The sequence below is a fragment of the Zoogloea sp. LCSB751 genome (assembly GCF_002028455.1).
Lineage (GTDB): Bacteria > Pseudomonadota > Gammaproteobacteria > Burkholderiales > Rhodocyclaceae > Zoogloea.
Window position 1 is genome coordinate 143736 of sequence record NZ_MWUM01000005.1, and the last position, 25389, is coordinate 169124.

The following is a 25389-nucleotide window of genomic DNA, read 5'->3' on the forward strand; positions in this document are numbered from 1 at the left end:
AATGCGTAGCTGCTGCCTAATCAGCAACTCCGCTGTTTTGCATTTGCTTACACCATTTTCACAATCCTTATCCGTCATAACGTCAATCACACCAAAGCTGACAAAAAAATCACTGTTTTTCCACGACTTATTGGCAGGAATATGGATTTCCTTATTTCTTATAAGTCCAATTCGCTGGCGTGGCATAGCTATTGCGGAATGGGTCCTCGAATATTTCCAAGAGGAACCGTACCGTCATGACCAGCAATACCCAGGTTCGACCGCGCCCAGCCGCCCGTCGCAACGAAGCTGCCCGTTTCCGCCTGTCGCCCGTCGCCGCCGCCATTGCCGCCGTTTCGGTGCTCGCCAGCGGTGCGGTGCACGCCCAGGAAAAATCCAGCGCCGAACTGCAATCGGAAATCACCCGCCTCAAACAGGCCCTTGAAAAGGCCCAGCAGGAACTGCAGAAGAAAGAAGGCGGCAGCGCTCCCGCCGCATCCGCCCCGGTAGCCGCCGAACCCGCGGCCGCGCCCCTCAGGGAAGAACCCGTCGCCCTCGACTCGGTGGTGATCCGTTCCCGTAACCGCATCGAACGCCTGCAGGACGTGCCGCTGTCCGTCGCCGTCGTCACCGGCCGCGAACTCGACCGCACCGGCGCCGACGACATCAAGGCCATCACCCAGCGCCTCGGCAACATTTCCTGGAATCAGGGCAACCAGCGCACCTCCAGCCTGTCCATCCGCGGCATCGGCAAGCAGGGCCAGACCGAAGCCCAGGATCCCAGCGTCGGCGTCATCGTCGACGGCGTCAATTACGCCTACAACGCGCTGACCTCCAGCTTCACCTACCACGACATCGAAGCGGTCGAAGTCACCCGCGGCCCGCAGGGCACCCTGCTCGGCAAGAACACCAGCCTCGGGGTGGTCAACATCACCACCCGCAAACCCTCCTTCACGCCCAGCGCCGACTACTCCATCACCCTCGGCCAGAACGACCGGGTGACCGGCAAGTTCGCCGGCGGCGGCCCGATCGTCGACGACCTGCTGGCCTGGCGCGGCTCCTTCGTGGTGGACAAGGGCGAAGGCGACATCCGCAACCTGGACAACAAGGACATCACCTACCAGAACATCGACCGCGTCTCCGGCCGCGTCCAGTTCCTGCTGACCCCCACCCAGGACTTCAACGCCCGTCTGGCCGTCGAGCTGCAACCCCGCGCCGGTGAAACCACCAACGGCCGGACCATCAACACGCCGACCCCGACGCTCTATTCCAACGGCGCCGTCAACGCCCTCGGCACCGACGCCTCCACCCGCCTGGCCCGCTCCTGGTTCAAGCAGCAGAACACCTACAACTACGCCAACGACTACCTGTATGGCGGCGGCCACCGGGCGGTCAACAACGACACCGTGCGCCCCCTCGTCACCGGCAGCCACGGCGCCTCGCTGGAGCTGAACTGGAACGTCGGCAACCACACCCTGACCTCCATCACCGCCTACAAGGACTACCACTTCAACGCGGTGAACGACGACGGCACGCCTTTCGACATCTACCGCAACGCTGGCGGCTTCTGGAACGACTACAAGCAGCGCACCCAGGAACTGCGGATCAGCTCCAAGACCGGCGGCCTCGTGGATTACCAGGCCGGCCTGTACTACATCAACGTCTCCAACAGTTCGGAATACCAGCGCGAATGGGGTAACGACGCCGGCGCCTGGTTCGCCAGCACCGCCCAGTACAACCGCCTCAACACCAGCGCCGCCGGCCAGCTGCTGATGCAGAACTCGCTGGACCGCGTGGTGATGGCCTACAACTCCCCCACCGGCCTGCAGAACATCAAGAACACCAGCTCGGCCGTCTTCGCCCAGGCCAACTGGCACCTGAGCGAGCCGCTGACCCTGACCACCGGCCTGCGCCTGACCCGCGAAGACCGCTCCAACACCGGCTCCAGCTTCATCCGCGATTACGGCAACGGCGCCGAACTCAACCCGGTCGCCGTCAACGGCGTGCAGTTGGGTGGTTTCTCCTCCAACAGCACCGGCGTGCTCGCCGCCGCCAACTCCGCGGCCCAGCTCGCGCTGGCCGACAAGGTCGCCAACAAGTACTTCGGCGTCGCCGTCAATCCGAACAGCCCGGGCTCCGCCTACAACAGCCTGACCGCCGAGCAGAAGCGCCAGGTCGCCGATGCCAAGGCGATCCGCGCGACCCAGGTGGGCGTACTGTTCAACCAGACCCAGGCCGAGTCCTACCGCGACACCCAACCGGCGTTCGTGGTCAGCCCGTCCTACAAGGTCAATCCGAACCTGACCACCTACTTCTCCTGGCAGTATGGTGAAAAGGCCGGCATCTCCCAGCTGACCAACGGTGTCTCCAACCTGGTCAAGGCCGAGAAGACCAACTCCTTCGAACTGGGCCTGAAGTCCACCCTGCTCGACAAGACGCTGATCTTCAACACCGCGCTGTACCTGATGAACATCCGCGACTACCAACAGTCGGTGCGCGTGCTTGACCAATACACCACCAACCTGAACAACGACGGCACCAACTACTACACCTCCGCCACCGGCAACGTGCCGAAAGTGCAGGCCAAGGGCATCGAAGTGGATGGCGTGTATGCCGGCATCCGCAACGTGACCCTGCGCTTCTCCGGCGCCTACAACGATGCCCGCTACAAGGACTTCACCAACGCGGCCCTGCCCAACGAGGAGAACTACCCTGGCGCCCCCGCCTACAAGGACCTGAGCGGCCAGACCCTGCCGGGTGCCTCCAAGTGGAACTTCAACATCGGAGCCGACTATCGCCGCCCGGTGTTCGGCGACAAGGAATTCCACGCCAGCTTCAACACCGTCTATTACAGCCGCGCCAACTCGGACAACTCCCTGTCCAGCTACTCGTGGATTTCCGACTACAGCATCACTGACCTGGCCATCGGCATCGGTCGTGCCGACAAAGCCTACGACGTGAGCCTGCTGGTGAAGAACGCCTTCGGTGACAGCACGCCGCTGGCCAGCACCTGGAACAGCTTCACCCCGGCAGTACCGCGCTGGGTGGGCCTGATGTTCACCGGCAAGCTGTAAGCAGGAACCTCCTCGTCATCTCGAGATTTCCCCCGGGGCCACCCGGGGGGCTTTTTTGACTACGAGTGCTTTGAATTCAGCAGCGGAATGCGCCGAATCCAGCAGCCATTTTGCTACTGAACTCCAAGCCCTTGATAACAAAGACCACTTTCCTAAAAAGGGAATGGCATCAAGATTGCCTGTCAACCGGGATCGCCACTCCGGCGTCATTCCGGAACTTCGTTTCCGGCTCCTGTCGTCCGTCACAAGAAAGGCATCCCGGTGAAACGTCTCCTGTATCAGATCCACCGCTGGGCGGGCATTGGCCTGGCCCTGTTCATGTTCGTCTGGTTCCTGTCCGGTCTGGTCATCATGTACGCCGGCCCGTCGGCGCTGGGCAAGTCCGAGCAGCTGGCCCACCGCGAGCTGCTCAACCCCGAATTCGGCTGGCTGAGCCTGGGTGAAGCCTGGACGCGCAGCACCGCACAACGCCCACAGGCCAATGCCATCGCCACCGACGCCCGACTGGTCCGCCAGGCCGGCCAGCCCCTGTGGCTGGTCGAAGACAACCGTGGCGCACGCTTCGCCCTATCTGCCGTGGACGGCCGCGTGCACGAGACTTCCGCCGACGAAGCCGCCCGCATCGCCGCCCAATGGCTGGCCGCCGACAGCGCGCCCGTCAGCACCGCGCCAACCTATCTCGACACCGGCATCCAGGACAGCGCCGTGCGCAACCACGAAGCGCTGCGTCCCTTCCACCGCTTCGCCGTCGGCGACAGCGGGCGCGAGCTGCTGATCTCCGCACGCACCGGCGAAGTAGTACGCGACTCCACCCGTTTCGACCGCGCGCTGTACTGGACCGGCAACTGGATCCACCTGCTGCGCCCCCTCGAAACCGCCGGCCTCAGCGCCGACACCCGCCGCACCGTGCTGGCCTGGCTCGGCTTCATCGCCTTTGCCGCCTGCCTCACCGGCCTCATCATCGGCTGGCAGCGCTGGCGCCCGGGCTGGGGCGGCCGCCCCACCTACAGCCAGGGGCGCAAGCAGCCCTACCGGGAGTTCTGGTTCAAGTACCACTTCTGGGCCGGCCTGCTCGGCGGCAGCGCCGCGCTGCTGTGGGCCCTCAGCGGCTACCTGAGCAACAACCCCTTCCAGCTGTTCTCCCCGGCCGCCCCCAACCGCGAGGAGCTGGCCCGCTACCAGGGCGCCGAGCTACCGGCCGCGATGCGCGACTGGCGCCCGTCGGCCTTCGTCACCGCCGACGAGAGCCGCCGCGTCGTCGAACTGGCCTGGCGCCGTCTCGGCGACAAGGCCGTCCTCGTCGCCCAGGCCGCCGACGGCAGCCGTACGCCGCACAACGTGGATGCCACGGTCAGCGCCTTCGACGCCACCACCCTCGCCCGGGCCGCCGAACGGCTTGCTCCCGGCAGCAAGGTCGCCACCCAGAGCATCGTCAACGACTACGACAGCTACTACTACCCGCGCCACCACCAGGGCGCCGTCGAGCGTCCGCTGCCGGTGGTCCGCGTCGACCTGGACGACAAGAGCGCCACGCGGCTCTACATCGACCCGCAGGACGGCCGCCTGCTGCTGCGCCAGGACGACAGCCGCCGCGTCTATCGCTGGCTGTACTCCGCGCTGCACCACTGGGACTTCGGCGTGCTCTACCAGCGCCCCGTGTGGGACGCCTGGATGCTGGTCTGGGTGCTGCTCGGCGTAGTGCTTGGGGCCAGCAGCCTGGTGATCGGCTGGAAGCGCCTGCGCCGCACCTTCGAGACCGACAAGCCGAAGCCCAAGGCCAAGCCCGGCAAGCCCCAGACCGCCGGCCAGCCACGTCTGGCCACCGACAGCCCGGCGAGCTGAACACCGCTTTTACAACCACCGCAGGAAACTCCACATGAAGCGCACCACCCTCATCGCCGCCGCCCTCGTCCTCGCCGCCGGCGCCGCCATCGCCCAGCAGGCCGCCGAGGCGCCCAAGCTGCCCCTCGGCTTCTTCGTCACCAGCGTCGGTCTCGGCAAGGGTGCCGACCTGGGCGGCCTGGCCGGCGCCGATGCCCACTGCCAGAAGCTGGCCGCCGCGGTCGGTGCCGGCAACCGCACCTGGCACGCCTACCTGAGCACCCAGGCCGCCAACGGCCAGCCGGCCGTCAATGCCCGCGACCGCATCGGCAAGGGCCCGTGGGCCAACGCCAAGAACGCCATCGTCGCCAACGACGTGGCCCACCTGCACGGCGACACCGTCGAGCTCGGCCAGCTCGGCAGCAACCTGCACCGCACCACCGCGCTGACCGAAAAGGGCGAGCCGATCAAGGGCGTCGGCGAAACCCCGAACCAGCACGACATCATCACCGGCTCCAAGCCCGACGGCCGCGCCTACAGCGACGCCGCCGACCACACCTGCAAGAACTACACGAGCAGCGGCGAAGGCAGCGTGCAGCTGGGCCACTCCGACCGCACCAACCGCGGCGCCACCGGCGGCAACGTGTCGTGGAACTCCACCCACGGCAGCCGCGGCTGCAGCCAGGAGAACCTGATCAGCACCGGCGGTGCCGGCTACTTCTACTGTTTCGCCACCAACTGACCCACCCCGCCCCGGCCTTGCCGGGGCCCAAGCGCGGGGCCCGTCCCCGCCCGATGACCGCCATGCGCCCCTTCTCATTCGCGAGCTTCGCTTCCGGCCTGACCGTGCTGGCCCTGGGCCTCGCCGCCAACACCGGCTTCGCTGCGTCCTCCCGTGCCAGCACGCCGCAGGTCGAAGCCGAACTGGTCGCCTCCGCCGCCGCCATCCGCCCCGGCGACGAAATCCAGCTCGGCGTGCGCCAGAAGATCATTCCCCACTGGCACACCTACTGGGTCAATCCGGGCGACTCCGGCCTCGCCACGCAGATCGGCTGGACGCTGCCGGAAGGGGCCCGCGCCGGCGACATCCAGTGGCCGACGCCCGGGCGCTTCAAGCTCGGCCCGGTCGTCAACTACGGCTACGAAAACGAAGTCACGCTGCTCGCCACCGTCAAGGCACCAGCCGATCTTCAGGCCGGCGGACGCTTCCCGGTGAAGGCCACGGTGGACTGGCTGGTGTGCCAGGAAACCTGCATCCCGCAACAGGTCGAGCTGGAGCTGACACTCCCCGTGCAGGCTGCAGGCAGCAGCGTCGGCCCCGGCAGCCCGCTCATTGAACAGGCCCGCACCAGCCTCCCCATCGAGAGCCCGTGGCCCATCGAAGCCCGCGCCGGCAAGGACGCCATCACGCTGCGCATCGCTGCTGCCGCCCTCGCCGCCCATCCTCCGGGCGAGCTGTGGTTCTATGCCGACCAGTGGGGCAAGACCGCCCACGACGCGCCGCAGCCGGTCACCGTCGTCGGCAACGCCATTGAAATCCGCATCAAGCCCGGCGACGAACCCCTCAAGGACGCCGAAACCCTCAGCGGCGTGCTGAGCATCCGTGACGGCAACGGCCGTGTTCAGGGTTATCGCGTCGCAACGCCGGTTTCTGCGGCGGCAGGCGCCATCGCGGCGGCGCCGCAAACCGCCGAGAGTGCCGACCTGGGCGTCGGCATGGCCGTGCTGCTGGCCCTCGCCGGCGGGCTGATCCTCAACCTGATGCCCTGCGTCTTCCCGGTGCTCTCCATCAAGGCCTTGTCCGTACTGCGCCATGCCGGCCACGACCGTGCCCAGGTCCGCCTGCAGGGCCTCGCCTATACCGCCGGTGTGCTGTCCAGCTTTGCCGCCCTCGGCGCCGTGCTGATCGCCCTCAAGGCCGGCGGCGCCCAGGTCGGCTGGGGCTTCCAGTTCCAGTCGCCGCCTTTCGTGCTGGCGGTGGCCTACCTGATGTTCACCGTCGGCCTCAGCCTGTCCGGCGTATTCACGCTGGGCAGTTCGGCGGCCGGCATCGGCACCTCCCTGGCCGACAAGCCGGGCTATGCCGGCAGCTTCTTCACCGGCGTGCTGGCCACCGTGGTCGCCACCCCGTGCACCGCCCCCTTCATGGGCGCCGCCCTCGGCTTTGCGCTGGGCCAGTCGGCGCCGGTGCTGCTGGCGGTGTTCCTGAGCCTCGGCCTGGGCCTCGCCCTGCCCTACCTGCTGCTGTGCTTCTGGCCGGCGCTGCAGCGTGCGCTGCCGCGCCCCGGCGTGTGGATGGAGCGGGTCAAGCAGGCGCTGGCCTTCCCGATGTACGCCGCCGCCGTGTGGCTGGTGTGGGTGCTGGCCCAGCAGGCCGGCCCCAACGCCATCGCCATCGCGCTGGGCGGCATGCTGGCCATCGCCTTCGCCGCCTGGCTCTACGACAGCAGCCGCAACGCCCACGTGTTCGCCCGCCACGGCGGCACCGGGGTGGCCCTGCTGACGCTGGTGGCGGCACTGGGCGGCGGCTACGCCGGCGTTCAGTCGAGCGTCGCCAATGCGGCCGCCCCGGCCACCGCCACGGCCGGCAAGCACGCCTGGGAACCCTACAGCAAAGCCCGCTTCGACGAACTGCGCGCCGCCGGCAAGCCGGTGTTCGTCAATTTCACCGCCGCCTGGTGCATCACCTGCCTGGCCAACGAGAAGGTCGCCCTCAGCGACGCCAGCGTGACGGACGCCTTCCGGCAGGCCGGCATCACCTACCTGAAGGGCGACTGGACCAACCAGGATCCACAGATCTCCGCCCACCTGGCCGAGTTCGGGCGCAGCGGCGTGCCGCTGTACCTGCTCTACCCGGCCGGCGCTGGCAGCGCGCCGCAAGTGCTGCCCCAGCTGCTCACCCCCAGCACGGTCCTGTCCGCCATCGCCGCGGCCGGGCCGGCCACCGCTTCCCCCAAACTCGCCAAGGAGTAATCACGATGCCCTTCGCCCTCGCCCGCACGCTCTCCCGCCGCAGCCTGTTCAAGCTCGCCGTCGCCACCCTGCCGCTGGCCGCCGTCGGCAGTGCCCACGCCAACGCCGAAATCGGCCAGCCGGCCCCGGCCTTCACCGCCCAGGGCGCCGACGGCAAGCCGGTCAGCCTGGCCGCCTACAAGGGCAAGACGGTGGTGCTCGAATGGAGCAATCACGATTGTCCCTTCGTCGTGAAGCACTACGAGAGTGGCAACATCCCGCAACTGCAGAAGGACGCCACCGGCAAGGGCGTGGTGTGGCTGCAGGTGATCTCCTCCGCGCCCGGCAAGCAGGGCCACGTCGAAGGCGCCTCGGCGATCAAGATCAACGGCTTCCGCAACGCCGCGCCAAGCGCCGTGGTGCTCGACCCGGACGGCAAGCTCGGCAAGCTCTATGGCGCCCAGACCACGCCGCACCTGTTCATCGTCGATCCGGCCGGCAAGCTGGTGTACAAGGGCGGCATCGACAGCATTCCGTCCACCCGCAAGGATGACATTGCCAAGGCCGACAACTACGTCAAGCTGGCCCTCGCCGACCTCGGCGCCGGCCGCCCGGTGGCCCACGCCAGCACCAAGCCCTACGGCTGCTCGGTGAAATACGCCGACTGAGCCACGCTCCAGCAAAAAAAGGGGCGGGCCGCCGACCACCCGGCGCCCCGCCCCTCTTCCGTTCAGCACCTGACTCCGCCACAACGGGAATCAGCTCGCGGAACGCTCAGTCCGCCCGCTCGCTGCGGCGCTCCAGATCCTGCTCGAAGGCGGCGATGATGGCCTCTTCGCGCGTCTCGAACAGCGGCCCCGGCAGGCCGGCGTAGCTGGCCAGCGTCGGCGCCTCACTGTCTTCACTAGCGAAGTGGAACAGGAACTCCCCATCCGGCGTCGCATACACGCTGAACAGACGGTTGGCATACACCACCGGCAGCTCGGCGCCCAGGCTGCCGATCTCCACGTCGTAGAGTTCGCAGGCCGCCTCCAGCGCGGCTTCGTAGCTGTCCTCGAAAGGGCTGTCCTGATAGCTGTCGTCGTCGAGCTCCACGCCGGCGGCCTCATACACGTAGCCGCCGGCCTGGGGCACGTGCCAGATCGCGAAGTCGATGTGTTGGAAAACCTTGCTCACCTGCTGGGCCATTTCTCGTCTCACTGATTGATGCATGTTCGGGCCCGAACTATAGCAATGCCGGGCCGGCAAGGCGCGATGACGCGGGATCCGGGCCACCCTTGATACCGGTTAAAGCCCTGGTCGCCAGTCTGGCCGACAATGCCGAAACCTCGCCCGACCAAGTGGAAGAAAAGACATGCAGACCCGACCGTGGCTCACCCTGGCAATCAGCGCCCTCACACTGCTGGCCGCCCCAGGCCAGGCGTCCTTCGCCGCCGACGCCCATCACCACCACGACCACCATGGCAGCGCCGCACCGGCCGCCGGGCTGCATCTGAATGCCGGCAGCCAATGGGAAACGGACGCCACACTGCGCCAGGCGATGGACGACATCAATCGATCCCTGGCCCAGGCGCTGCCGGCCATTCACCGGGAGCGCTTCAGCAAGCGCGACTACGCGGCCCTCGCCGCCAGCGTCGAGCAGAAGGTCGCCTACGCCGTCGAGCACTGCCGGCTGGCACCGGAAGCCGATGAAGTGTTGCACGTCGTCATCGCCGACCTGCTCGGCGGCGCCGAGATGATGCGCGGCAAGAGCCCGCTCCGGCGGCATGCCGGCGCAGCGCGCCTGCGCCAGGCCCTGCAATCCTACGGCGTCTACTTCCAGCACCCTGGCTGGCAGCTCGCCACCGACTGACGAGCCCCGCACCGACACGCAAAAAAACCCGATGGCGCCGGACTGCCGCCATCGGGTCGTGCATCGCCCCCGCCAGGCGGGGGCCTCCGTCATCCTGTTCCGGATGCTTACTGCATCAGCGACATGACCATCTGGGACATGCTGTTGGACTGCTTCAGCATCGAGGTGCCGGCTTGCATCAGCATCTGCTTGGAGGTCATGTTGGCGGTTTCGGTCGCGTAATCCACGTCCATGATGCGGCCCTTGGCAGCCGAGGTGTTGGTGCTCATGTTGGCCAGGTTGTTATAAACGTGGTCGAGGCGGTTGGAGGCCGCGCCGAGGGCGGAACGCACGGTGCTGACCGAAGCCAGAGCGGTATCCAGACCGGTGATCGTCGCGTTGGCGCTGGCGGTCAGCTCAGTGCCGACCGTCGCAGCAGTCGCGGTGGTCTTGTAGGCTGCACTGACGGAGCCCAGATCGCCCGCATCGTTGGTCAGCTGGGACACTGCCGCGGACATATCGGTGTTCATCGTTTCAGAGGCGCTGGCGCCGATCTGGAAGGTCACGCCACCGGTCTTGCCGAACATGCTGGTGCCGCCGGTAACCGCAGCGGCATTGGTACCCACATCGAACAGCTTCTGACCACCGAAAGTGGTGTTCTTCATGACATTGGTGAGTTCGCGGCCCAGCGCATCGTACTCGGACTGCATGGACGTCTTGTCGGCGGCGCTGGAGGTCGCGTCAGCAGCCTGGGTCGCCAGGTCCTTCATGCGCATCAGGATGTCGGTGACTTCCTTGAAGGCGCCTTCGGCGGTCTGCATCAGCGAGATGCCGTTCTGCGCGTTGCGCTGAGCCACCGCCATGCCGCGGGTCTGGGCGTCCAGACGGGTGGCGATCTGCAGGCCGGCAGCGTCGTCCATCGCGGAATTGATGCGGTAGCCGGTACCCAGGCGGGCCATCGAGGTGGACAGGTTCTTCTGCGTCGCGCTGAGAGCACTTTGCGAAGTCAGGGAGGCAAGGTTGGTGTTCAGGCTGAGCATGGCAAGACTCCTAATTGAGGTTGTTCATTCCGGGCACCGTTTCCTGCGCCCTCACCAGTCAAAGGCGACCTCGCTGCGCGGGTCCTTAAATCAATCTGGAAAATTTTTTTCGATCGTGAAAGAAAAAACGCCCGCGGCCATATCAAAACCATTGGGGCGAATTCATTCGCCCGCGGACTTTGATCGACCGACTGCGGGCGAATGAATTCGCCCCAACGGGTCGGGAATGGATCTGCCCGAACGGGCTGGAGGGGATGGGCCGCGACGGGCGCCGCGGCCGGCAGGGAAGGATTCAGTCCAGACCCAGCAGGGCCGTGACGCGTTCGCGGGTGAGGCCGCGGGTAGCCGGCAGCACATCGGCCAGGACGGCGAAGGAGGCCGTCCGGGCCTGCGCCTCGAAATGCACGGCCAGGCCTTCGGCGCGCTGGGCCTGTTCGGCCGCCGCCGGACTTCCGGCCTGGGTCGCCAGGCGATCCAGGGCCGTGTCGGCGCTGCGCTGCAGCGCCTCCAGCTGCTGCCCGGCCAGCACCACGTCACGCAGGGTCTGGCGCAGGGCCGCCGGGCTGTCGGTCTTCCAGCTGTCGAGCCGGATCGCCGCCGCGTCGGCGTCGATACGCACGCGGCTGAACTGGCCGGTCGGGTAGCGCCGCCCTTCGCCCTTGACCTGCAGGCTGTCGCGCACCGCCGGCCAGTCCGCCTCGGGAGCGCTGAACTGCAGCACAGCGTCGGCATCGGCGGCCACGCGCACGCCCAGCGGCGCCAGGGCCAGATCGAGGCGCCGGCCGAGCGTCACCGGCGACAGGCCGGGCTCGATGGACACCGGGGGCGACAGGCGGCCGCGCACGGAAAACTGCAGCTTCTCCGCCTCGCCCACGGCCAGCGCCGGCGTATCGAGCCCGCGCAGCCGGAAGCCCTGACGGGCCTGGCCGGCCTCGACCAGGCGCAGGGCGCCGTCCACGCTGCCGGCGGTGGCGGCTGGGCGGGTTTGCCAGAAGTCGGTGAAGCGCCGCAATACCTGCTGCAGCCGGGAGTCGGCGAGCTGCTGTCCGGCCAGCGCATCCCCCAGGCCGCGCTTCAGCTCGCCGAGCTGCGCCTGCGCGCGGCCGGCGAATGCCTTGCTCTGCTGCAGGGCCGAGGCCTGCCGGTTGAAGCCGTCGCGTAGTTCAAGCCCGCCGCCGGGCGGCGTGGACGACAGCGCGGCCGACCGCAGCCGCACGTCCCGCCCCGCCGTCGCGGCGCTGGCCGGGCGTGCGGCGGCACCGATGGCGGAGCCGGCCGCCGTCGCGCCGCGGGTCTGTACAGCGGAAATCTGCATGGCTGCCGGCATCGATCAGATCGCGTCGAAGAGGGACAGCTGGCTGACCCGCGCATAGGCCTTCTGGGTCGCCTGGGCGGCCTCCGTGTAGCCGTTGAGCTTGATCACCGCGTCGCCGTAGTCGAGCTGGCCCAGATCGATCAGCGCCTGCTGGTTGGAAAGGCTGACATTGGCGAAATTGCCGTCCAGGGTCTCGAGAATGTTCTGCATGCCGCCCAGGTGGGCGATCTTGCTGCCGAACTTCGCCTTCGTATCGTCGATGGCCCCCAGGGTGGCCGTCAATTGGGCCCGCGTCGCCGGATCGTTGACGCTGACACCCGGCGTGGCCAGCAGGCCGACCGCCTGGTCGAGCTGGTTCAGCGTGCCGGCCATCTCCTGCACCGTCACATTGACGTCCTGCGTCACACCGTTGCCGACCACCACCTGCTGCTGCCCGAGATTGCCCTGGTAGCTGTAGCGCGTGCCCACGGGCTGGGTCGGGTCGTAGGCGATCGGCTGGGTGGCGGTCTTGGTTCCGGAGAACAGATAGCGCCCTTCCTGATCCTTGGCGTTGGCGCCGTAGAACAGGCTGTCGCCGATGGCCTTCAGCGAGGCGGACATGGCGGCCACGTCTTCCGAGGTGTTCGAGCCGTCAAGGGCCCACACCATCAGGTCGCGGGCATCCTGAAGGTCGGCGTTCATGCTGTCCAGGCTGGTTTCGTTCTGGCGCAGACGCACCTTCAGCGCGCCGATGTTGTCCCGGTACTGCTTGACCGCAGCCTCCTCCCGGTTCAGCCGGGACAGGCGGACGTCGGTGATCGGATCGTCGGAGGGGCGCAGCAGCTTCTTCCCCGTGGACATCTGCTGCATGATCGTTTCGAGCCGGGACGAAGCCGTCTGCAGCGTGCTGCTCATCGTGCTGTGGTACTGGGTGGTGGAAATGCGCATCGCTGGCCTCACTGGTTTTCAAGGGATCCGGTCTTCTCCGCCGCGCCCTGGCGGCGCTCCAGCTCGGCGAGAGCATGCTCGACGATGGCTTCCGCCGGCGCCGACAGACCCGTAAAGCGGCACCCGACCACGTATTGCTGGCCGAGCAGGAAAGTCTGCAGAACCCGCCGCGAACGGACTTCGAGCGCGGCCAGGAAACCGCGCCCCGCACCGAGCTCCAGCCACACCCGCGGCAGGCGCCGCCCGACGTAGAGCAGCGCGGCCTGCGTCGGCGAAGCGCGCAGGCCGATGCCGCCCCGGGCGATATTGTCCACGCCCAGGACGCGGAGCCGCCCGCCCAGGCTGAACTCGGCCATGAAGGGCAGGCCGACCGGCGCATGCACGCGTGCATAGCGGCGCCGCTGGATGAAGGCCTCGTCGCCGAGGCCCGGGCCGGCCTCCGCATCGGCGGGCAAAGGGGCAAGCCCGGCCATCGCTCAGCCCAGCATCGACAACGTCGCGTCGAACAGCTCGTTGGCCACCGCGATGACCTTCATGTTCGACTTGTACATCTGCTGGTACTGGACCAGGTTCATCGCCTCTTCGTCCTGGTTCACACCGCTGGTGGACGCCCAGCTGTCCTCGCTCTGGCTGCGCACCGTCTGGGCCGTCTTGAGGGAGGTCTGGTTCTGCTGGCTGACCATGCCCAGTTTGCCGACCAGCTGCGTCGCCGCATCGCCGAGGCTCACCGTTCCCAGCGAGGCCAATGTCAGCGGCGCCTGCTGGACGGCGATCAGCATCTTCAGGTTGGCGCTGTCGCCCGGCAGGCTGGCATCGCTGGAGAAACCGAGATCCTGGCCAACCACGCTGGGATCCACCCGCAGCATGCCGGTCACGCTGCTCGCATCGAAGATGAACAGGGGCGTGCCCGGACTGCCGTTCATGGCGTAGCCGGCCGTCAGCTGGGTGTTGAAGGCCGTCGCCATCTGGCCGGCCATGTCGGTGACCGACTGCATGGTCGGCACCAGCACACCGCGCTCCAGCTCCTCAAGGCCGCCGAGCTGCCCGCCCAGGCCGCTGCCGGGCAGCTTGAAGCTCTCCCGCGCGAAGCTCAGGCTCATGACCTGCGAACCGTTGGCGAGCGACGCCACACCCAGCGTGGCGGCAAGGGCGCCGACGACCAGCGGCTGGCCGGAGCGCAGCGACACGCTGCGCGTACCGTCGTTCTGGTCCACCACCTGCACGCCCACCAGATCGGCCAGCGAGTCGATCTTCAGATCCCGCTCGTCGATCAGGCCGGAGGCGTTAACCCCGGTCGCCCTGGCGGCGGCGATCTGCTTGTTCAGCGCGGCCACGTCCATCGACAGGGTGTTGATCTGGCCCACCGCCGCTGTGCGCTGCTGCTGCACCGACGCCCGCTGGTTGGACAGGACCTGGTTGAGGCTGTTGAAACGCTGGGCCAACGCCTCGCCGGTGGTGATCACCTGCTGGCGCAACGGACTCGACGTGGGGTCCACGCTGGCCGCGTTGAGGGCGCTGAAGAAGGCGTCCAGCCCGCTGTTGAGACCGGAGGTCTCGTCCCCCATCACCTGTTCCAGCTGGGTCAGGTAGGGCTGGGCCACGTTGTACTGGCCGAGGCCGGACGCCGCCCGCCACATCTGCTGGCTCTTGTAGCTGTCGGCGAAGCGCGTCAGCGCCGACACCGCCACGCCGTTGCCGGCGGACAGGCCGCTGTTGGCCGGCTTGATGGAGGCCAGCAGCGCACCCTGCCGGGTGTAGCCGGGCGTCATGACATTGGCGACGTTCTGGCTGGTCGCATTGAGCGCGACCTGGGCGGCCAGGCTGCCGGACAGTGCGTTGTTGATGATGCTCATGGGCAGGTTTTTCCTGTATCGGGGTGCCGGGAATGCGACAGCCCCCTTCCTGACGGAAAGGCGACCCCTCAGGGCCGCGACTTAAACGGGGTCGCGGGCGTAGCGGCCGGCGCCGGAGCGGCGGCGGACGACGCCCCTGCCCGGCCACCCGCCGCCGGGCTGCGTGCCTCGGGCAGCAGCTGGGCGAGGATCGCGTCGGCAACGCCGAAGGCGCGCTGCCCGGCCAGCACATCGGCCAGCTTGCCGTCGGCGATTTCCAGCATGTCCTGGTTGATGCGGTTCTGGAACAGGCTGTCCTCGTCGGCCATCTCCCGCGTCACGCTACGCATCTGCTTGAGCATGTCGGCAATGAAGAAGGACTCGAACTTCTCGGCGGCGGCCACCACGCGGGCGCGCTCGGCGTCTTCCCCACCGGCGCCACGCGGCATGTCGAGGACACGCTCGGAGGCCGTCGGGGCGGCAGACGAAAAATTGGCTGGATCGAGTTTCACGGGCCTCTCCTAGATGACGATCAGTTCGCCGTCGATGGCGCCGGCCTGGTCGAGGGCCTGCAGGATCGCCATCACGTCGTCGGGGTTGGCGCCGATGCTGTTCACCGTGTCGATGATGGCCTGCAGGCTGACGCCCGACGGCCACTTGAACATGTGCCCGCCGCTCTGCTCCACCTTCACCTGGGACTGGGGCACCACCGTCGTCTGGCCACGGCCGAAGGGGCCCGGCTGGCTGACCTGCGGCATCTCCGAGATGATGACCTTCAGCGATCCATGGGAGATCGCCGCGGCGCGCACACGCACCCCTTCCGAGATCACCACGGTGCCGGTGCGCGAGTTGAAGATGACCTTCGGGCGACTCTCGCCGATGTCCACCGGCAGCACCTCCAGGTCGGCCACGAAAGCCACCCGGCGGGTCGGGTCGGGCGGTGCGATGACGTCCACACTGGTCGCGTCACGGGTCGTCGCGAGCTGACCGTAGCGGCGGTTGATGGCTTCGACGATGTTGGTCGCGGTGCGGAAATGGGGGCGCTTGAGGCTCAGGCGGATCGTCGGCTGGGTGTCGAAATCGGTCTCGATCTCCCGCTCGACGGTGGCCCCGTTGGGAATGCGCCCGGAAGTCGGGCTGTTGACCGTCACGCTGGAGCCGCTGGCGCCCTGCGCCGTCACCCCGCCGACCACCAGCTGGCCCTGGGCCAGCGCGTAGATCTCGCCGTCGGCGGCGCGCAGCGGCGTCAGCAACAGCATGCCGCCGCGCAGGCTCTTGGCGTCGCCCATCGACGACACCGTGATGTCGAGCTGCTGGCCGCGGCGGTAGCCGGGCGGGAAGACCGCGCTGACCATCACCGTCGCCACGTTCTTCAGCCGCGAGGCGTTGCCCTCCGGCGGCTTGATGCCGAACTGCTTGAGCATGTTGCTCACCGACTGGCCGGAAAACTTGACCTGGGTACTGTCGCCGCTGCCCTGCAGGCCGACGACGAGGCCATAGCCGAGCAACTGGTTCTCGCGCACACCCTCGACGCTGACCAGCTGGCCGAGGGCCTGGGCGGCATGCACCGCAGAAACGGGAAGGAGCAGCGCGGCGGCAAGGCCGAGCAGGCGCAGACAGGCATTCATGGGCGGGCTTTCAGAAAGGACTCCAGGGGCTGTAGAAGAAGCGGGTCAGCCAGCCCGGCTCGTTGGCGTCGGCCAGCGTGCCGCGCCCCGAGTAGGCGATGCGCGCGTTGGCGATGCGCAGGGACGAGACCCGGTTCTCGGTGTCGATGTCCGACGCCCGCACGTAGCCGGCCAGGCGGACCAGCTCCTCGCCCTGGTTCAGATAGAGGCTCTTCTCGCCGCTGACGCGCAACAGGCCATTCGGCAGCACCTCCTGCACGATGACGGTGATCGCCCCCTGCAGAGTGTTCTGCTGGCGGCTCGAGGCGTTGCCGGCGAAATTGCGGTTGGCGTCGAAACCGAGGCCGGTGCTCTTGACTGCCTTGCCGAACAGGGTCATTGGCGCCACCGTCGCCCCGCTCTTCTTGTCGATGGCGGTATCCGCCGACTTGCTGGCCTGGGTGGTTTCCTCCAGCTGCACGGTCAGCAGGTCGCCGGGACGGAAGGCCCGGCTGTCGGCGGTGATGGCCCACGGCAGCTCGCTGGAGAAGACCCCGCCGGCCCGCGCCTTGCGCGGCATCGGCGCCGGAATGTTGGGGCGGGCGTCGTCGTCGAGGGGCGGAATCTGCGCCGGCTGGATCGCCGCGCACGCGGCCAGCAGGCCGGCGGCACAGGCGGCCAGTCCGTTCCGGAGGCAGGACGGAGCGCGGGCGGCGGCCATCTCAGCGGGTCGCCTGGGACAGGTACTGCATCATGTTGTCGGCCGCGGACAGAACCTTGGTGTTCATCTCGTAGGTCCGCTGTGCGGCGATCATATCCACCATTTCCTCGACGACCTGCACGTTGGAACCTTCCAGCGCGCCCTGCTTGAGCTTGCCGAGACCCTCCTCGCCGGGGTTGGCCTCGGTCGGCGCACCGCTGGCGGTGGTCTCCTGGTAGAGGTTCTCGCCAAGGGCCAGCAAGCCGGCCGGATTGACGAAGTTGGACAGGGTGATCTGCCCGACTTCCCTGGCGGTGGAAGAGCCGGACTGGGTGATGGAGACCGTGCCGGTGTCGCCGATGGTCACCGAGGTGGCGTCGGCGGGAATGGTGATCTCGGGCTGCAGCGGGCGACCCTGGGCATTCACCAGCAGGCCTTCGGCATTGACCTGCAGCTGGCCGGCACGGGTGTAGCCGATCTCGCCGCTGGGCTGCAGCACGCGGAAGAAGCCCTTGCCGAGGATGGCCACATCCAGCGACTGGCTGGTGGTCTGCAGGTTGCCGGTGGTGAACACCTTCTGGGTGCCGACCAGGCGCGTGCCGTTGCCCAGTTGCACGCCCACCGGCGAACTCGCCGCGGCATTGTTGCCCTGGGTGCCGGGCTGGCGGTCCACCTGGTAGAACATGTCTTCCATGACCACCCGGTCGCGCTTGAAGCCGACCGTGTTCACGTTGGCGATGTTGTTGGCGATGGCCTGCAGCTTGGCATCCTGGGCCTGCACGCCGGTCTTGCTGATCCACATGGCGGGATTCATGGTTTCTTCCTTTATTCCGAGATCAGGTGATTACCGCTGGCGGCCATCGAATCGGCCGACTTGAGCAGGCGCATCTGGATTTCGAACTCCCGGTTGAGGCTCATGGTGGCGACCATTTCCTCCACCGCGGAGACGTTGCTGCTTTCCAGGTGGCCGCTGCTCACCGTCACCGCCTCGTCGGCCGGCAAGGCGGCGCCGTTGCGGGCGACGATCAGGCCGGCCTCGTTCTTGGTGAGCTGGGCGGCGTCGGCACGCACCAGCTTCAGGCGGTCCACCGGCTGCAGGTCGCGCTGGCCGGGCGACAGCACCGAGATCGTGCCGTCCTTGCCGATCTCCACCTGGCTGTGCGGCGGCAGCACGATCGGGCCGCCGTCGCCGAGCACCGGGTGGCCATTCACGCTCAGCGCCCCCTCGCCGTCGATGGCCAGATTGCCGGCGCGGGTGTAGGCCTCGCCGCCCTGCCAGCGCACCGCCAGCAGGCCGTCGCCGCCGATCGCCACGTCGAGGTCGCGGCCGGTTTCGCGTACGCCACCGCCGCGCATGGTGAGGCTGTTGGCCTGCAGCTGGCTGAAGTGGCGGCTGTCGTAGCCGAAGCCGGGCACCGCCTGGCTGGTGGCCAGCTCCAGGTCGGCGCGGAAGCCGCTGGTGTCGGCATTGGCCAGATTGTTGGCGCGCACCTGCTGGGCGTGCAGGGCGCGCTCGGCGCCGCTCATGATGGTGTAGATCAGCGCATCCATGGCTTAGATCGCCTGCATCAGGTTCTGCATCATCTGGCTCTGCGCCGAGATCACCTTGGTGTTGGCCTGGTAGTTGCGCTGGGCGGTCATTAGGTTGACCAGCTCGCCGGTCAGCTCGACGTTGGACTGCTCCAGCGCGCCGGACGTCAACTTGCCGGCCATGCCGCTGCCGGGGGTGAAGAACAGCGGCGTGCCGGAATCGTTGGACATCGCCCAGCTGGTGCCGCCGGCCGGCGTCAGCGCCCCTTCGTCGGGGAAGGTCGCCAGCGCGAGGGTGCCGGTGCGCTGCTTCTGGCCGTTGCTGTACTGGACCATGATGCCGCCGTCGTCGGCGATCTGGACGCTGGTCAGCGTGCCGGAGGCGTAGCCGTTGGCGGCGTTGGCCGTGGTGGTGGCCTCGCCGGCGAACTGGGTGGTGCCGGCGTAATCGATGTTCACCGTCAGCGGCGCCGCACCGGTGGGCGTGCCGAGGGGCAGCGCAACGGCGGCGGCCGGGCTGGTGAGCTGGCCGGCGGGGTCGAACTGCAGCGTCGTGGTGGTGGGCTGCACGGTGCCGTCGAAGCCGTAATGGACGACCACCTGGTTGGTGGCCAACTTGACGAAATACTGGGTCACGCTGTGCTGGGTGCCGAGGGAGTCATACACCACCGACACCATGGAACCATTGAAGGACTGGGGGTCGGTCGGGTCGAAGGGCGCCACGGCCGGCGTGCTCCAGTCGGCTGACATGTTGGCCACGTATTGCAGCTTGTCGGTGGCCTTCGCCGCCACCTGGCCGGCCGGCACCTGCAGGTCACCCATGGCGCCCAGCGTGGCGCTGCCGGCGATGGCCGCATAGCCCTGTACGCGGCGCCCCGAACCGTCGACCACGTAGCCGTCCTTGTTCACCGAGAAGACGCCGACGCGGCTATAGACGGACTGGCCGGAGACGTCCTTGCTGACGAAGAAGCCGCGCCCGAGGATTGCCGCGTCCATGCCGCGTCCGGTGCTCAGTACGCCGCCACCGACGTTGATGCTCTGGGTCTGGGACGAAACGGTGGTGCCGGTGGACTGGGAGCCGGCGTACTCCGACGCGAAGTTGGCACGGCTGGACTTGAAGCCGTAAGTGCCCGAGTTGGCGATGTTGTTACTGATGGTGTCCAGCTGGGTATTGACCGCGTTGATGCCGGACAGGGCGATTTCGAAGCTCATGATGGATTCCTTGTGACAGGGCTATTCGGTGGGCTCGGTCGGAAAACTCAACCCGTGGGACTGTTGAAACCGGTGATCGCCGACGAGCCGATCTCGCCGACGTTGGCGACCTTCAGGACCACGCCCGCGCTGCCGGAAACGCGGACGCTTTCGAGCTTGCCGGTGATGTCCACCGCCGGCGTCTCACCGCCGTCGGTCTTGACGGCAATTGCGTAGCGGCCGGGCGCCAGGCCCAGGCTGGCCGGATCGAGGCTGAAGGTGTTGATGCCCACGCCGCGGCTGCCGAGGGCCACGCTGTGCGTCTGGCCCAGCGAGTCGGTCAGCACCAGGTTCGTCGCGCTGCTGCCGCTGGCCAGCTCGAAGCGTCCGTTGAGCGTCTGTGCGCCGAGCTCCACGCTGTCGCTGCGCACCGCCACGTCGCTGCCGACGCGGGCGCCGAGCAGCAGGGTCTGCAGGCTGTCCATCTGCGTCGCGGCGCTCTTGCCCTGACTGACCAGAGATTGCAGCGCGGAGGTCTGGCTGAGCTGGCTCAGCTGGGTCACGAACTGGGAGGCGTCCTGCGGATTGAGCGGATCCTGGTTCTTGATCTGGGCCACCAGCAGGGTCATGAACATGTCGTCGCTCACACCGAGGCCGTTGCTCTTGACGGCGGTGCTGTCGGCGGAGGCGCCGGTCGCGCCGGTGGAGGCATTGAAAACGGCGCTCATCTCAGCTCTCCCCCATGCGCAGCAGGGCCTGCTGCATGCCCTTCACGCGGCCGAGCACTTCCACGTTGGTCTCGAAGGCGCGGGAGGCCTCCATCATGTCGGTCATCTCGGCCACCGAATTGACGTTGGGATAGAACACCATGCCGTCCTCGTTGGCCTGGGGATTGCCCGGCTCGTACACCTTGCGCACCGGCTCGCTGCTCTGCACCACGTCGAGCACGCGCACGCCGGCGGACGCCGGCTGGCCGTCCATGCCGCCCTGGTAGAGGGTGGCGAAGACCGGCTTGCGGGCGTGGTAGGTCTTGTCCTCGCTGGCCGCGGCGGTCTGGGCGTTGGCCAGGTTGCTGGCCACCGTGTTGAGGCGCAGGCTCTGGGCGGTCATGGCCGCCCCGGCGATCTGCGCAATGCTTCTGAACGACATGTCTTATTGCCCCTCGATGACTCGGGCCAGGCCCTTGAGTTTCATGTTGATAAAGCTCAGGCTGGTCTGGAAATCCGACGCGTTCTGGGAGAACGCCGCCTGCTCGACGCCCAGCTCGACGGTGTTGCCGTCGGCGGTGGCCTGGTTGGGCACCCGGTAGCGCAGATCGGCGCCCTCTCCGCCCGGCACGCCGCCCTGCCCCGTGAGGGCCTCGCGGAGGCTGGACGAGAAGTCGATGTCCCGCGCCTGGTAGCCCGGTGTGTTTTCATTGGCGATGTTGGATGCCAGAATCCTCGTCCGCTCGGCACGCAGCTTCAGCGTGTCGGCGTGGACTCCGAGAGCCTTGTCGAAATCGATACCCATGCGTTTTCCCCCCACAATTAGATCCGTAATCAATTCCCTGCTGGCCGCCGCGCTGGCCGCCGGCAGCTTGCCGGCCCGGGCCGACACGGCCGGCGACGTGCTGCGCGCGGCGCGCCAGTTCCTGGCTGCCGAAGCGGCACGGGCCGGGCTGGTGGAAGCGCAATTCACCGTCGAGGTGAGCGGCAGCCCGGCGAAGGCCCAGCCCTGCCCCAAACCCGTCAACGTCGAACCCGCCGACACCCAGTTCCCGTCGCGCATGCGCTTCGTCGCCAGCTGTGCGACGGCCGGCTGGAGCGAGACATACACGCTGCGCGCCGAAGTCAGCGCCCAGGTGGTGGTCGCCGCCAGCCAGCTCAACAGCGGCCAGCCCATCGTCGCGGACGACCTGCGGCTGGAGCGGCGCACGCTGATGAACCTGCAGGACGCGCTGTCCGACCCGGCAGCACTCGTCGGCATGGCCAGCCGGCGCACGCTGCGGCCGGGACAGCTGGTGGACCGCCGCGCGCTGGCCCCGGCGGTGCTGGTGCGCCGCGGCGCCACCGTCACCATCGTGGCGCGCAACCAGGGCATCCTGGTCAGCTCGACCGGCGAAGCCACCGAGACCGGACGGCGCGACGACGTCATCGGCGTGCGCAACAGCGCCACCGGCCGGGTGATCCGGGCGCGGGTGACGGGTGCGAACGAGGTGGAGCCGGTCGGCATCGTTCACTCTCCCGACTGAAGCCGGCTGGCGATGCGCGCCAGCTTGGCCCCGTACTGGGGATCGGTCGCGTAGCCGCCCTGGGCCAGGCCGCGGGCGTAGGCGGCGACGTCGCCGCCAGCGTTGAGGGCACCCTTGTAGCGGGGGTTGTCGAGCAGCAGGCGGCCGAAGTCGCGGAAGGCCTCGCCCGGATTGGCGTAACTGCGGAAGCGCTCGGTCCGGGTCAGCTTCGCGCCGCCTTCGTACTCGATCGTCACGACGCTCGCGCTGTCGCCCTGCCAAGCCCCGCCGGCCTTGATGCCGAACAGGTTGTGGCTGTCGCGGCCGTCGGACTGGCGGATCGGCCGCTGGCCCCAGCCGGACTCCAGCGCCGCCTGGGCGGCCAGGATGTCCGGCGACACGCCGAGGCGGCGCCCGGTCTCTGCCGCCAGCGGGGCGATGGCGCTGAGGAAGGCGCGGCTGTCCGCCGGCAGCCCCTCCTCCTGAACCGCCGCGCTTGCCGGCTCGGCGGCCGTTGCCATGCCCTGACGGGCCAGGTAGGCGCGGGCCGCCGCATTCAGGCCGGCGACGGCGGCGCTGTCGCCGCCGCCGTTCTCGATGAAGTCCGTCACCTCCCGGTTCACGTCGCGCATCAGCGCCGCGAAATCGCCCTGACCGGCACCGCCGGTGGGCAGTGCGATGTCATCGGCGAAACCGGACAGGCCGGCCGCGCCGGCCTGGAAAGCGGCGTCAGGCCGGAGCATAGATGCCGTCTCCATCGTTGAGCACCCGCTGCATGATGTCGTGCTGGTCCATCAGCAGCCGGCAATTGCGCACATTGAGGGCCTTGCACTCGCGTACCAGCAGGCACAGGTCGGCCCAGTCGGCCGCGGCCGCACCGCGCTGGCCCTCCGGCAGATGGGCCAGCAGGGCCGGAACCGCGTCCGCCGCCGGCGTGCCCTTCAGGGCGCTGGCGAAGACGCCGATCAGCCGGGTGCGCTCCCCGCGCCGCGCGTCGAGCGTCCCGCACAGCGCGACGATCTCGTCGGCGAGCCGGGCCAGCCGTCCGGTATCGTGGTGCAGGGCCGCGTCGAACTGGGCCTCGAGCCGCTCCTGCAGCAGCCCGTAGTCGGCCATGTCCGCCCGCACACCGGCGGCGAGGCGGACCAGGGTCTGGGCGAGCGTGACGCGCTGCATCACGAGCGGCTGCCGTGGTAGCGGTCGATCAGGCCGGCCAGCTTGCCCGCGTCGAAGGGCAGCTCGCCCTTGGCCAGGGCTTCGCGCAGGGCGTCCACCTTGGCCTGGTCGATCTCGGGCAGGGACTGCAGGGCCGCCTTGGCCTGCAGCAGGCCGGCCGACTGCAGCGGGGCCTGCTCGGCAGCGCTGGCCGCAGGCGTGACGGCCGGCACGTTGCTGACCGGCGCGACTTCGGAAGTCGCCGCGGCGGAGGTCATGGGGACGGAAGGACCGGATATCTTCATACGGGACTCTCTGGGTTTGGTTCGCATGGGCTTAGCGGGCGGCGCCGTCGAGCAGGCTGCGGGCATCGGCGCCCTCGCGGGCGGCGGCGCGGGGCAGGCCGACATTGACGCCGTCGATCAGGGGCGCCACTGCGGCAGGCATGCCGAAGGTGGCGGACAGGCTGCGGGCCTGTTCGCTGCTCAGGATCAGCAGTTCGATGCGGCGGTTTACCGCCGCGCGGGGATTGCTCGGGTCGAGGGGAGCACGGTCGGCCATGCCCACCACCTGCAGCACGCTGTCCTGGCGCATGCCGCCGGCCAGCAGGTTGAGGCGCGCACGCATGGCCCGCTCGTTGGACAGGGTCCAGTTGGAATAGGCCGACGGCCCCACCTCGGCATACGGCATGGCGTCCGTGTGGCCGAGGATCAGCATCTGGTTCTCGATGCGCGCGAACAGCGGCCCCATCTTGCGCAGCAGCGCACGGAAGGGTTCGCTGGGCAGCGCCGAACCGCGAGCGAACATGCCGCGCTGGTCGGTGTCGTGCAGCATCACACGCAGGCCTTGCTGGGTGACCTCGGTGAGCAGGTTGCCGGCCAGGCCGGTCTCGGCGCTCAGACGCTTCACCACCTCGGCCAGCTCCTGCATGTCGGAGGCAGTCTCGAAACGGGTCTTCGACAATGGGACCTCCCGCCCGAGCTTGCCGTCACCGGTGGAGCGCAGCTTGCCTTTGGGATCGTCCCCATGGTCGGGGATCGGCATGCGCTCGATCAGGCTGCCGCGCGGCCCGCCCACCGCCTCCGGGCGGCGGCCGGCGCCCTCCTCCAGGAGTTCGCCGGTGGCCGTGCGCGTGATGTCCGCCAGCTGCTCGGCATTGCGCGCGGCCATCACCCACAGCACCAGGAACAGGCACATCAGCGCCAGGCAAAAGTCGGCGAAGGCGACTTTCCAGGCGCTGCCATGGGCTTCCTCGTCGTGCTTGCGGGAGACCCGCTTGACGACGGCTTCGCCGTGCTTCTTGTCGGCCAGGCTAGGCATTCGCGCGCGCTCCGCCGCGACGCTGCATCACCGCGTCCGGATCGCCGCTGAGGGCCGTGATCCAGCTCTCCAGTTCGGCAAAGCTCGGCTTGATGTTGAGCTGCACCAGACGCCGGCCGGCGTCGATGGACAACAGGGCCGGCTTGCCGGACACGTGGGTGACCAGCACCACCTTGACGCATTCGAGGGCCGACAGCTCCCGCGTGACGACCTGCTTCATCATGTTGGCAATAGGGTCGAGCAGGCCGTAGCAGAAGAAGATGCCGATGAAGGTGCCGACCATCGCCGCCGCCACGCGCTCGGCGATCTCGGCCGAGTTGGCGCCCTCACCGACGGTGTTCATCGCCATCACGATGCCCAGCACCGCGGCCAGGATGCCGAAGCCCGGCATCGCCTCGGCGATCTTCGACAGGGACTTGGCCGGCTGGCCGAGTTCGTCGTGGATGGATTCCAGCTCCTGTTCGAGCACGCCCTCCAGCTCGTGGGCGTTGATCTTGCCCATCGCCATCAGGCGGAAGTTGTCCACGATGAAGGCCAGCAGCTTGGGCTCTTCGAGGATCAGCGGGTAGTTGCGGAACAGCGGGCTGTTGTGGGGCTCCTCGACGTGGGCGTCGAGGGCCTTGAGGCCGCCGGCCGCCGTCTGCAGCAGCTCGTACATGAGCAGCAGCAGCTGGCGCTGGAACTCCCGCCCCTGCTTGCGGCTGGTGACGATCTGGCGGATCTGCAGCCAGGTCTCGGCCAGCACGTGGCGCGGGTTGCCGAGCACCAGGGCGCCGAAGGCCGCACCGCCGATGATCAGCAGTTCGACCGGTTGCCAGATGACCTGCAGGAGGCCGCCGCCGAGCACGAAGCCCCCGAAGACGGTGCCGAGAACGATGGCGATTCCGATGAGTTGTTGCATGT

27 protein-coding genes are annotated in these 25389 nt (G+C 68.1%); 7 read left to right on the forward strand and 20 right to left on the reverse strand.

Annotated features, from left to right (window positions below; genetic code table 11):
• Nucleotides 1-236: 236 nt before the first annotated feature.
• From B4920_RS07800 to B4920_RS07820, 5 genes are all read left to right on the forward strand, one after another.
• Nucleotides 237-3053, forward strand: coding sequence for a TonB-dependent receptor (locus B4920_RS07800; RefSeq protein ID WP_079434059.1), 2817 nt, complete (start codon nt 237-239; stop codon nt 3051-3053).
• Nucleotides 3054-3314: 261 nt separating this feature from the next.
• Complete coding sequence (locus B4920_RS07805) at nt 3315-4895, forward strand: PepSY domain-containing protein (RefSeq protein WP_216819799.1); 1581 nt, start codon at nt 3315-3317, stop codon at nt 4893-4895.
• A gap of 34 nt (nt 4896-4929) precedes the next feature.
• Nucleotides 4930-5616, forward strand: coding sequence for a lectin (locus B4920_RS30830; RefSeq protein ID WP_079434060.1), 687 nt, complete (start codon nt 4930-4932; stop codon nt 5614-5616).
• Between the two features lie 62 nt (nt 5617-5678).
• The gene (locus tag B4920_RS07815) at nt 5679-7847 is read left to right on the forward strand and encodes a protein-disulfide reductase DsbD (protein ID WP_216819801.1); all 2169 of its coding nucleotides are present in this window, start codon (nt 5679-5681) and stop codon (nt 7845-7847) included.
• A gap of 5 nt (nt 7848-7852) precedes the next feature.
• Nucleotides 7853-8494: a redoxin domain-containing protein gene (locus tag B4920_RS07820; RefSeq protein ID WP_079434062.1), complete on the forward strand. Its 642-nt coding sequence runs from the start codon at nt 7853-7855 to the stop codon at nt 8492-8494.
• A 106-nt stretch (nt 8495-8600) separates the two neighbouring features.
• Here B4920_RS07820 and B4920_RS07825 read toward each other — a convergent pair whose 3' ends face one another.
• Nucleotides 8601-9014 (reverse strand): hypothetical protein, encoded by a 414-nt coding sequence (locus B4920_RS07825; RefSeq protein ID WP_079434063.1) that lies wholly within the window; start codon nt 9012-9014, stop codon nt 8601-8603.
• Nucleotides 9015-9180: 166 nt separating this feature from the next.
• Here B4920_RS07825 and B4920_RS07830 point away from each other — a divergent pair, with 166 nt between their 5' ends.
• The gene (locus tag B4920_RS07830; RefSeq protein WP_079434064.1) at nt 9181-9678 is read left to right on the forward strand and encodes a hypothetical protein; all 498 of its coding nucleotides are present in this window, start codon (nt 9181-9183) and stop codon (nt 9676-9678) included.
• Nucleotides 9679-9785: 107 nt separating this feature from the next.
• Here B4920_RS07830 and B4920_RS07835 read toward each other — a convergent pair whose 3' ends face one another.
• The 14 genes from B4920_RS07835 to flgB form a co-directional block, all read right to left on the reverse strand.
• The gene (locus B4920_RS07835) at nt 9786-10697 is read right to left on the reverse strand and encodes a flagellin (protein ID WP_079434065.1); all 912 of its coding nucleotides are present in this window, start codon (nt 10695-10697) and stop codon (nt 9786-9788) included.
• A 292-nt stretch (nt 10698-10989) separates the two neighbouring features.
• Nucleotides 10990-12012 carry a hypothetical protein gene (locus B4920_RS07840; protein ID WP_139379452.1) on the reverse strand — a complete coding sequence of 341 codons (1023 nt, stop codon included), beginning with the start codon at nt 12010-12012 and terminating at the stop codon, nt 10990-10992.
• Nucleotides 12013-12027: 15 nt separating this feature from the next.
• Nucleotides 12028-12939 carry a flagellar hook-associated protein FlgL gene (gene flgL, locus B4920_RS07845; protein ID WP_079434067.1) on the reverse strand — a complete coding sequence of 304 codons (912 nt, stop codon included), beginning with the start codon at nt 12937-12939 and terminating at the stop codon, nt 12028-12030.
• An 8-nt stretch (nt 12940-12947) separates the two neighbouring features.
• The gene (locus tag B4920_RS07850; RefSeq protein WP_079434068.1) at nt 12948-13412 is read right to left on the reverse strand and encodes a PilZ domain-containing protein; all 465 of its coding nucleotides are present in this window, start codon (nt 13410-13412) and stop codon (nt 12948-12950) included.
• A 3-nt stretch (nt 13413-13415) separates the two neighbouring features.
• The gene (gene flgK, locus B4920_RS07855) at nt 13416-14792 is read right to left on the reverse strand and encodes a flagellar hook-associated protein FlgK (protein WP_079434069.1); all 1377 of its coding nucleotides are present in this window, start codon (nt 14790-14792) and stop codon (nt 13416-13418) included.
• A gap of 68 nt (nt 14793-14860) precedes the next feature.
• On the reverse strand, nt 14861-15283 hold the full coding sequence (locus tag B4920_RS07860) for a flagellar biosynthesis protein FlgJ (RefSeq protein ID WP_088179413.1): 423 nt from the start codon (nt 15281-15283) through the stop codon (nt 14861-14863).
• 9 nt (nt 15284-15292) lie between these two features.
• On the reverse strand, nt 15293-16399 hold the full coding sequence (locus B4920_RS07865; RefSeq protein WP_079434070.1) for a flagellar basal body P-ring protein FlgI: 1107 nt from the start codon (nt 16397-16399) through the stop codon (nt 15293-15295).
• 10 nt (nt 16400-16409) lie between these two features.
• Nucleotides 16410-17099: a flagellar basal body L-ring protein FlgH gene (gene flgH, locus B4920_RS07870; protein ID WP_079434071.1), complete on the reverse strand. Its 690-nt coding sequence runs from the start codon at nt 17097-17099 to the stop codon at nt 16410-16412.
• Nucleotide 17100: 1 nt separating this feature from the next.
• Nucleotides 17101-17892, reverse strand: coding sequence for a flagellar basal-body rod protein FlgG (gene flgG, locus B4920_RS07875; protein WP_173862652.1), 792 nt, complete (start codon nt 17890-17892; stop codon nt 17101-17103).
• Between the two features lie 11 nt (nt 17893-17903).
• The gene (locus tag B4920_RS07880; protein WP_079434072.1) at nt 17904-18629 is read right to left on the reverse strand and encodes a flagellar basal body rod protein FlgF; all 726 of its coding nucleotides are present in this window, start codon (nt 18627-18629) and stop codon (nt 17904-17906) included.
• Nucleotides 18630-18632: 3 nt separating this feature from the next.
• Complete coding sequence (locus B4920_RS07885; protein WP_079434073.1) at nt 18633-19820, reverse strand: flagellar hook protein FlgE; 1188 nt, start codon at nt 19818-19820, stop codon at nt 18633-18635.
• A 47-nt stretch (nt 19821-19867) separates the two neighbouring features.
• The gene (locus B4920_RS07890) at nt 19868-20527 is read right to left on the reverse strand and encodes a flagellar hook capping FlgD N-terminal domain-containing protein (RefSeq protein WP_079434074.1); all 660 of its coding nucleotides are present in this window, start codon (nt 20525-20527) and stop codon (nt 19868-19870) included.
• Between the two features lies 1 nt (nt 20528).
• Entirely contained in the window at nt 20529-20948 is a 420-nt protein-coding gene (gene flgC, locus B4920_RS07895) for a flagellar basal body rod protein FlgC (protein ID WP_079434075.1), read from the reverse strand.
• Between the two features lie 3 nt (nt 20949-20951).
• Nucleotides 20952-21311 (reverse strand): flagellar basal body rod protein FlgB, encoded by a 360-nt coding sequence (gene flgB, locus B4920_RS07900; protein ID WP_079434186.1) that lies wholly within the window; start codon nt 21309-21311, stop codon nt 20952-20954.
• Here flgB and flgA point away from each other — a divergent pair.
• A complete protein-coding gene (flgA, locus tag B4920_RS07905) occupies nt 21310-22032 on the forward strand; it encodes a flagellar basal body P-ring formation chaperone FlgA (RefSeq protein WP_161493260.1) in 723 nt (240 codons plus the stop codon). The genes flgB and flgA overlap by 2 nt on opposite strands.
• On the opposite strand, the gene B4920_RS07910 is transcribed toward flgA, so the two are convergent.
• From B4920_RS07910 to motA, 5 genes are read right to left on the reverse strand one after another with little or no spacing between them, the layout of a single operon-like run.
• Nucleotides 22017-22754 (reverse strand): glycoside hydrolase family 73 protein, encoded by a 738-nt coding sequence (locus B4920_RS07910; RefSeq protein WP_216819803.1) that lies wholly within the window; start codon nt 22752-22754, stop codon nt 22017-22019. The genes flgA and B4920_RS07910 overlap by 16 nt on opposite strands.
• Nucleotides 22741-23187, reverse strand: a complete 447-nt coding sequence (locus B4920_RS07915) for a flagellar export chaperone FlgN (RefSeq protein WP_079434078.1) — start codon at nt 23185-23187, stop codon at nt 22741-22743. The genes B4920_RS07910 and B4920_RS07915 overlap by 14 nt, the downstream gene beginning before the upstream one ends.
• Nucleotides 23187-23471: a flagellar biosynthesis anti-sigma factor FlgM gene (gene flgM, locus B4920_RS07920; RefSeq protein WP_079434079.1), complete on the reverse strand. Its 285-nt coding sequence runs from the start codon at nt 23469-23471 to the stop codon at nt 23187-23189. The genes B4920_RS07915 and flgM overlap by 1 nt, the downstream gene beginning before the upstream one ends.
• 31 nt (nt 23472-23502) lie before the next feature.
• Complete coding sequence (locus B4920_RS07925) at nt 23503-24486, reverse strand: flagellar motor protein MotB (RefSeq protein ID WP_079434080.1); 984 nt, start codon at nt 24484-24486, stop codon at nt 23503-23505.
• A complete protein-coding gene (gene motA, locus B4920_RS07930) occupies nt 24479-25387 on the reverse strand; it encodes a flagellar motor stator protein MotA (RefSeq protein WP_079434081.1) in 909 nt (302 codons plus the stop codon). The genes B4920_RS07925 and motA overlap by 8 nt, the downstream gene beginning before the upstream one ends.
• Nucleotides 25388-25389 lie beyond the last annotated feature (2 nt).